We start from the raw sequence: 8,185 nt of genomic DNA on the forward strand, positions 1-8,185 counted from the left end.
GGTCACCAGCCGCCGAGGTAGGCCTCCAGGTCCGGCTCGTCCGTCAGCGGGACCAGGCCCTCGGTCGCGGACGTCGCGCGCGGGAACAGGTCGTCCCGGCCCCAGCGGCGCTCGCGGGCGCGGGCGCGCCGGGACACGACCCGGAGCAGCGGCGCGCCGTCCGGGGTCAGCAGGGCGAGCTCGCCGAGGCCCTCGGCGGCCACCCGCTCGACCGCCTCGGCGACCGCGCGCGGGTCGGTCGCACGGAGCGGGCGGTCGAGGACGACGTCGAGGCGGACGCGGTCGAGACGCGGGTCGTCGGCGGTGCCGCCGGGGCTGTCGGGGTCCGGCGCGGCCTCGGCGCCCGGCAGCGCGGCCAGCACGGAGTCGACCGAGACGAACCGCTGCGCCGCCGACGCGTCGCCGGCGGGCGGGTGCACCAGCACGTCGACCCGCCCGGACGGCAGGCCCCGCGGCCGGGACCCCGGCACCGGCACCAGCTCCGCGAGCCGCAGCGTCTCGGCGTTCTTCGCCACGCGCGACGCCTCGTCCCGGCCGGACCAGTCCGGCCCGTCGTGCCAGGCGACCGCCTCCGGGACGTGCGCGAGCACGGCGCCCGCGAGCCAGGCGCGGTAGGTCCACTCCCAGTCCTCGCCGCCGTAGGCCGAGAACCCCTCGTCGAACCCGCCGACCTCGGCGAACAGCGCGCGGCTGCACGCGGTCACGGCCCCGATCACGTACCGGTAGGACCGGTCGTCCGCGTCGAGCAGGTCGCGGCTGCGCCGGTAGCCGTCCAGGAGCCAGGCGGGCTCGGTCAGCTCGTGCTCCGGGCCGGCGCGCTCGACCGGCGCGTCCGCGGGCACCCCGCCCAGGTCCGCGTGCCGCCGCCGCCCCACGGCGAGGCAGTCGGGGGCGAGCGCGGGCAGCCGCGCCAGCGCGCGGAGGTAGCCGGGCTCCGGCGCCGTGTCCGCGTCGAGGAACACCAGCACGTCGCCCGTGGCGGCCGCGGCGCCGAGGTTGCGCGCGGCGGCGACCCGGAACCCGCGGTCCTCCTGGCGCAGCAGCCGGACGCCGTCGGGCACGCGGGGCGGCTCCGGCGACCCGTCGTCGACCACGACCACCTCGGTCCGGTCGGCCGGGTGGTCCTGCCGGGCCAGCGCGTGCAGCGTGCGGTCGAGCTCGGCCTGCTGGTCGTAGTGCACGACGACCACCGAGACCGTCGGCGGCGCCTCCGCGACCACGCCGTCGAGCAGGTCCCACCGGTTGCCGGGCAGCGGGCGGCCGGCGGACGTCACGCGGCGGCCCCGCCGGACGCGCCGGCGTCGCCGGCCCACCACGCGAGGTACGCCGCCGCCGCGTCCCGGAGCGTCGGCGCGAGCGAGGCCCCCGCCGGCAGCGCGGTCGCCGCCGGGTCCGCCCAGGCGCGCGCGAGGCGGGCGGGCAGGTCGTCCGGCGGGTACAGCGCGAGCGTCCCGGGGCGCAGGTCGGCCATCTCGCGGGCGTACCGCGAGTCGACGACCAGCGGCCGCCGCCCGGCCTCGCCCCAGTCGAGCAGGGTGCGCGACGCCGACAGGTGCCGGTGCGCCGCGACCGGGACGCCCGGCCCGCGCAGCGCCTCGTGGAACGCGTCGTCGTCCAGGCCGCCGGTCACCCGGAGCGCGACGCCGCGCCCCTCCGCCAGGGCCCGCAGCCGGTCGACCTCGTCCTCGTGGCCGGCGGACGGGCCGCCCACCGCGACGACCGCCACCTCGCCCGGCGGGGTGCCGGCCGCGCGGAGCAGGTCCGCGGCGTCGGCGACGGCGCGGACGACGTCGTCGTGGCCCTTGCCCGGGTAGAGGAAGCCGGCGACGAGGGCGACGAGCGGGGCGCCGGCGCCCTGCGGGGCGGGGGCCGCGGCCGCGCCGGCGGCGGCGGCGCCGAGCGGCACGACCTGCGCGCGCCCGTCGGCCAGCACCCCGTGCTCCGCGAGCAGCAGCGCCTCGTGCCGGCTGTTCACCGCGACCCCGGCCGCCGCCGCGGCGACCCGCGCGTACGCCGCCGTGCGCCGGGGGAGGTTGCGCGGGCCGTCCGACTCCTGCGGGACGTCGTGCAGCGTGACCGTGAGCCGGCACGCCGCTGCGAGCCGCTCGACCACGTCGGCCGCCGCGTCGGGCGAGGGCCCGAGCAGCCGGTCCGTGACGTGCAGGTGCGCCCGGCCCAGCCCGGCGGCCGCGGCCGGCAGGTCGGTCGGGTCCTCGACGCGCAGCACAGGTGCGTCCGCGTCGAGGGCGCGGACGTGCGCGGCGAGGTCGCCCGCGTACCGGACGACGCCGTGCCGCGGCGGGCCCGTGAGGAGGAGCGCGGGGGTGTCGGTCCTGGTCATCGCGGCAATCGTGGTCGAGTCGCGGGGAGGCGGCAACCGCGCGACACTTCCCGCACCACCGCGACGCCGCGCTGCTCGGGGACCGGGCAGCGCGCCCGCGACGACGAGAGGACCGCATGTCGCAGCTCCTGGCACCGACCGCCGGCGCGCCGCGGTCCACGAGCCGCACGGTCCGCGTCGCCTCCGTGCCCGCCGGCCACCCGTACGTCGCGCGGGTCACCGCCGCGGCCGGGGTCGAGCTGCTGCCCGATCCCACCCCGCCGGGCGCGGAGCCGGGCCGCTGGTGGCCGCCCGTCGTGCTCGACCCGGCGTGGGTGCGGGCGCACGCCGCCGAGGCGGACCTGCTGCACGTGCACTTCGGCACCGAGTCGTTCGCGCCCGAGCACCTGGCCCGCACGCTCGCCGCGGCGCGCGAGCAGGGCTGGCCCGTCGTGGTCACGGTGCACGACCTGGAGCACCCCCAGCTGACGGACCAGGACGGGTACCGCGCGCAGCTCGACGTGCTGGTCCCCGGCGCGGACGCGCTGGTCACGCTCACGCCCGGCGCGGCCGCGGAGATCCGCGCGCGCTGGGGACGGGACGCGCGGGTCGTGCCGCACCCGCGGCTGCTGGGCGAGATCCCCGACGACGGGGCGCCTCGCGCGCCCGGCGGCGAGCGCGTCGTCGGCCTGCACCTCAAGGACCTCCGCCCGAACGTCGACGCCCCCGCCGCCACCCGCGCGCTGCTCGCCGCCGTCGCCGACCTGCGCGCGTCCGGCGTGGCCGTCCGGGCCGAGGTGCGGCTGCACCGCGCCGTCCGGGACCAGGCGGCGCGCGCGGAGGTCCGCGCGCTGTGCGCCGCGGCCGGTCCGGCCGTCGACCTGGTCGAGCACGACCGGCTGGACGACGACGCCCTCGCCGCCGCGCTCGCCGGGCTCGACGCGTGCGTCCTGCCCTACGCGCACGGCACGCACTCCGGCTGGCTGGAGCTCTGCTGGGACCTCGGCGTCCCCGTCGCGGCGCCGGCCGTCGGCTACTACGCCGAGCAGCACCCTGACGGCTCGGTCGAGACGTCGGGGCCGGTCGGCGACGCCGCGGGGCTGGCGGGTGCCCTCCGCCGGCTGCTCGCCGCCGAGACGTCGACCCGCCCCGGGACCACCGAGCGCGCCGCGCTGGTCCGCGACCGGCGCGCCGAGCGGCTGACGGCCGACCGCGCCGCCGCCGAGCAGCACGCCGCGCTGTACCGCGACCTGCTCGCCGGGGGGTCCCGGTGACCGGTTCCCCCCTGCGGGTGGTCGTCGTCGCGCCGCTGCGCTTCCCGATCCGGCAGCCGCACGCCGGCGGCCTGGAGTCGGCCGTGTGGAACGAGGTGCGCACGCTCCGCGCCCGCGGGCACGAGGTCTCGCTCATCGCGGTGCAGGGCTCCGACTTCCTCGAGGGCGGGCCGGCCGAGTTCGCGCTCCCGACCCTCGACTGGCCCGCGGGCGCCCGCGCCACCGACTCGCACTACCCCGACGCGTACCTCGAGCGGTCCGTCCCCGCGCTCGACCGCGCGCTCGACGTGATCGCCCGGGACCCGGCACGGTACGACGTCATCTCCAACCACTGCCTGCACGGGCTGCCGCTCCGCCGGGCCGCGGACCTCGGGGTGCCGATGGTCTCGACGCTGCACACGCCGCTGGAGCCGGAGCTGGTGGACGCCGCCGCGCACGCCCGCGGCACCCGGTTCCTGGCGGTCAGCGCGCACACCCGGCGCGAGTGGGCGCCGGTCGTCGACGCCACCGTGCTCCCGAACGGGATCGACGCCGCCGACTGGCCGGCCGGGCCGGGCGGCGACGGCCTGGTGTGGTCCGGCCGGCTCGTGCCGGAGAAGGCGCCGCACCTGGCGATCGAGGCGGCGCGCCTGCTCGGCCGCGAGCTGACCATCGCGGGCCGGATCGGCGACCGGGAGTACGCCGAGCGGCACGTGCTGCCGCACGTCGGCGACGGCGTCCGGTACGTCGGCCTGCTGGACCAGCCCGCCCTCGCGCGCCTGATCGGGCGCAGCGCGTGCGCGCTCGGGACGCCGGCCTGGGAGGAGCCGTTCGGGCTCGTGGGTCCCGAGGCGCTGATGTGCGGCACGCCGGTCGCGGCGTTCGGGGCCGGCGGCATCCGGGAGATCGCGCGCACCGCGACCGGCATGTCGGCCGTGCCCCGGGGCGACGTGGCCGCCCTCGCGGACGCCGCGGGCCGGCTCGCCACCCGGGCCGCGGCCGAGCCGGGCTTCCGGGTGGCCGTGCGCGCCTCGGCCCGCCGGCACTACGGGCTCGACGCCCGGGTCGACGCCCTGGAGCGGGTGTTCCGCGCGCTGGTCGCCCAGCGCGGCACCGGCGCGGAGCTGATCGCGTGACCCGGCCGACCGTCGCCTGGTACGTGCACCACCACGGGTCGGGGCACCTCGGCCGGCTGCGCGCCGTCGCGCCGCACCTCGACGCCGAGGTCGTGGCCCTGAGCACGCTGCCGGAGCCCGCGGGGCTGCCCGCGCACGTCGACTGGGTCCGCCTGGAGCGCGACGACGAGCCCGACCCCGGCACCGGCCGCAGTCCGGCCGACGCCGACCCCGCCGCGGGTGGGCTGCTGCACTGGGCGCCGCTGCTGCACCCGGGCCACCGCGGGCGGCTGGCGCGGATCGCCCGCGAGCTCGACACCCGGGGCGCCGCGGCGGTGGTCGTCGACGTGTCGGTCGAGGTCACCGTGCTCGCCCGGCTGCTCGGCGTCCCGCCGGTGCTCGTCGCGCAGCCGGGGGTCCGCGACGACGAGCCGCACGCCCTCGGCCTGCGCGCCGCCGCCCGGGTGCTCGCGCCGTGGCCCGCCGACGTCGTCCCCGCCCCGCACCTGGACGCCGTGCGCGACCGGGTCGTGTTCACGGGCGGGATCAGCCGGTTCGACGGCCGCGAGGTGCCCGCCGGCGAGCGCGCCGGGGTGCTGGTGCTCGGCGGCCGCGGCGGCTCGGGCGTGACCGCGGAGCACCTCGACGCCGCGGCGCGGGTGACGCCCGGTCACCGGTGGACGGCGCTCGGGGCGGGCGGGACCTGGACGGACGACCCGTGGCACGCGCTGGCGTCCGCCGGGACCGTCGTGTCGTTCGCCGGGCAGAACTCGGTCGCGGACCTGGCGGTCGCGGGGGCCCGGGCCGTGGTCGTGCCGCAGGACCGGCCGTTCGACGAGCAGGCGGTCACCGCCCGCGCCCTGGGGCGGGCCGGGCTCGCCGTCGTCGAGCCGGCGTGGCCGGAACCGGCGCGCTGGCCCGAGGTGCTGGAGCGGGCCGAGGCGCTGGAGCCCGACTGGTCGGTGTGGGGGACGTCGGGGGCGGCGGCGCGGGCCGCGGAGGCGATCGCGGACGTGGCGCGCGGGCGGGGCGCGTGGTGACCGGGGCCGGGGCGGCTGGGGAGGCCGCGTCCGGGGAGGGGGCGTCCGTGCCTCGCGGGCCTGTGCCCGGCGCGTCCGGCGTTCCCGGGAGCGACGGGCCCCGCCGGGCGGGTCGGCGGGCCGTCGTGACCCTGTGCTCGGCCCCGCGGGTCGACCACCTGCGCCGGCAGCTCGCGGCGATCCGGCGGGACCCGGCGGTGCTCGCGGTCGTCGTGTGGGTCGGCGCCGACGAGCCGCCCGCCCTCGACGCCGACGCGGTGCTCCGGGTGCCGCCCGGGCCGGACGGCCTGCGGCTCGCGGCGGCGCGGAACGCGGGCGCCGACCGGGCGGTGGCGCTCGGCGCCGACCTGCTGGTCCTGCTCGACGCCGACTGCGTGCCCGGGGCCGACCTGCTGGACCGGTACGCCGCCGCGGCCGACGTGCACCCGGACGCCGTGCTGTGCGGGCCGGTCACCTACCTGCCGGCCGGCGCGGTCGTCGACGACCCGGCGGCGCTCGCGGCCGCCACCCGCCCGCACCCGGCGCGGCCCGCGCCCGCGGACGGCGAGGTCGTCGTGGCCGGGGACGGCGGGTACGACCTGTTCTGGTCGCTGTCGTTCGCCCTGACCGCGCGGCGCTGGGCGGACGGACCCCGGTTCGACGAGGGGTACGAGGGCTACGGCGGCGAGGACACCGACTACGGCTACGCGCTGCGCGCGGCGGGCGTTCCGCTGGCCTGGGTCGGCGGGGCGCACGCCTACCACCAGCACCACCCGACGAGCAGCCCGCCGTGGCAGCACCTGGACGACGTCCTGCGCAACGGCGCGCGGTTCGCGCGCCGCTGGGGCCGGTGGCCGATGGAGGGCTGGCTGCGCGCGTTCGCGGAGGCGGGCGCGATCCGCTGGGACGGCACCACCTGGCACCGCGCCTGACGCGCGCGTCGCGCCCACGCGGCGCGCCCGGCGCGCGTCGCCCCTCCGTGCGTCGCGCGCGTCCTCGCGATCGCGAGAGTGCAGCCGACACGTCGAGCGAGCAGTCGCCGGCTACTCGCTCGACGTGTCGGCTGCACTATCGGCGCGTGGTCGGGGCGGGCGCGCGGCGGGGGCGAGCGGGGTCAGGCGCGGGGTGCGCCCAGGAGGGCGTCCGCCGCGTCCAGGAGGTCGGCCGCCACCGGGTCGGCGGTCCAGTGCTCCGCGCCCGCGGCCGCCCGGGCGCCGAGGGTCGCGGCCAGCACCGGGTCGTCGAGCAGGCGGAGCACCGCGCCCGCCAGGGCGGCCGGGTCGGCGGGCGGCACCATGAGGCTGTCCTCGCCGTCGGCGCAGAAGTCGTCGTAGCCGCTGCCGGTCGTCACGACGACCGCGCCGCCGATCGCCTTGGCCTCCAGCGCGGCGTTGCCGAACCCCTCCCAGCGCGAGGGGCACAGGGTCACCGCGGCCTCGCGCACCGCCCGGTAGAGCGTGTCGTCGTCGACGTGCCCGAGCCAGGTCACCCGGTCGCGGGCCTCGGGCGGCAGCATCCCGAGCAGGGTCGGACGGTCGGGCTCGAACCGCCGGTCCCCGCTCGCACCCGCCAGCACCAGCCGCGCCGTGGGGTGCTGCCGAGCGACCTCCGCGAACGCCGCGAACGCGTCCGTGACGCCCTTGCGCCGCTCGAGCCGGCCGAGGAACAGCACGACCGGTGACCCGTCCTGCGGCCAGCCCGCGGGCAGCGCCGCCGACCCAGCCGCCCGGCGCACGTGCGCCACGTCGATGCAGTTCCGCACGACCCGCGCGGGCGGCAGCCCGGTGAACGCGCCCTCGGTCCACCGGAGCATGGCGCGGGAGATCGCCACCAGGCCCGCCGACCGCCGCACCTGCCGGTCCTCGAGCCGGCTCTGCACCGCGACGACGGCCCCGCCGCAAAGCCCGAACGAGGGCGGCGTGAAGCCCGCGACCTCGTTCGCCAGCCGGGTGCTCGTCGCGAGGTTGGTCAGCAGCGGCGCCCCGGCCGGCAGCCCGACCCCGAGCGCCGCCCACTCGGGCAGGAACACCCGGTCGTAGCGACCGGCGCGGACGGCGCGGCGCACGGCGGCCGCGCGGGCGAGCAGCGCGGGGACCCGGGCGCGCGGCGGGCGGACGTGGCCGACCAGCCGGACGCCGCCGAGGTCGGGGTCGGGGAGCAGGGGGCCGTCCGCGAGCACCAGCAGGTCGACCGCCGCGCCCTGCCGGACGAGCGCCGGCAGCAGCGAGGCGTAGTGCCGCCCGATGCCGCCGGTGTACGGGGTGAGCCCGGCGTACTCGGTCGTGGCGACGAGCCACCGGCCGCGGGTCGGGCGTCGGCCGTGGCCTGCGGGGCACGCCGGGGTGCTCCCGGTCGCGTTCTCGGGGGTGCTCGCGTGCAGGTCGGAGGCCACGCCCCATGCTCGCCGACCGCGCCCGGGCCCGCCCGTCGACGGCCGCGCCCGCCCGTCCACCCCCAGGCGTGGAGATGAGTGGAGCG

At 80.1% G+C, this 8,185-nt stretch carries 7 protein-coding genes; 4 read left to right on the forward strand and 3 right to left on the reverse strand.

The window, feature by feature from the left end; translation table 11 throughout:
* Positions 1-2 precede the first annotated feature (2 nt).
* Together J5O08_RS11920 and J5O08_RS11925 are read right to left on the reverse strand one after the other, a co-directional pair.
* Positions 3-1,274 (reverse strand): glycosyltransferase, encoded by a 1,272-nt coding sequence (locus J5O08_RS11920; RefSeq protein ID WP_308281586.1) that lies wholly within the window; start codon positions 1,272-1,274, stop codon positions 3-5.
* Entirely contained in the window at positions 1,271-2,341 is a 1,071-nt protein-coding gene (locus J5O08_RS11925) for a hypothetical protein (protein ID WP_218707093.1), read from the reverse strand. The genes J5O08_RS11920 and J5O08_RS11925 overlap by 4 nt, the downstream gene beginning before the upstream one ends.
* A gap of 116 nt (positions 2,342-2,457) precedes the next feature.
* Here J5O08_RS11925 and J5O08_RS11930 point away from each other — a divergent pair, with 116 nt between their 5' ends.
* The 4 genes from J5O08_RS11930 (at position 2,458) to J5O08_RS11945 (ending at position 6,639) form a co-directional block, all read left to right on the forward strand.
* Positions 2,458-3,594 (forward strand): glycosyltransferase, encoded by a 1,137-nt coding sequence (locus J5O08_RS11930; RefSeq protein WP_218707094.1) that lies wholly within the window; start codon positions 2,458-2,460, stop codon positions 3,592-3,594.
* Complete coding sequence (locus J5O08_RS11935) at positions 3,591-4,709, forward strand: glycosyltransferase (RefSeq protein ID WP_218707095.1); 1,119 nt, start codon at positions 3,591-3,593, stop codon at positions 4,707-4,709. Before J5O08_RS11930 ends, J5O08_RS11935 begins: the two co-directional genes overlap by 4 nt.
* Positions 4,706-5,728: a glycosyltransferase gene (locus tag J5O08_RS11940; protein WP_218707096.1), complete on the forward strand. Its 1,023-nt coding sequence runs from the start codon at positions 4,706-4,708 to the stop codon at positions 5,726-5,728. Before J5O08_RS11935 ends, J5O08_RS11940 begins: the two co-directional genes overlap by 4 nt.
* A gap of 125 nt (positions 5,729-5,853) precedes the next feature.
* A complete protein-coding gene (locus tag J5O08_RS11945) occupies positions 5,854-6,639 on the forward strand; it encodes a glycosyltransferase family 2 protein (protein ID WP_308281587.1) in 786 nt (261 codons plus the stop codon).
* A 182-nt stretch (positions 6,640-6,821) separates the two neighbouring features.
* On the opposite strand, the gene J5O08_RS11950 is transcribed toward J5O08_RS11945, so the two are convergent.
* Positions 6,822-8,099 (reverse strand): glycosyltransferase family 4 protein, encoded by a 1,278-nt coding sequence (locus J5O08_RS11950; RefSeq protein ID WP_218707097.1) that lies wholly within the window; start codon positions 8,097-8,099, stop codon positions 6,822-6,824.
* Positions 8,100-8,185 lie beyond the last annotated feature (86 nt).

The sequence above is a fragment of the Cellulomonas sp. PS-H5 genome, from assembly GCF_019265565.1.
Lineage (GTDB): Bacteria > Actinomycetota > Actinomycetes > Actinomycetales > Cellulomonadaceae > Cellulomonas.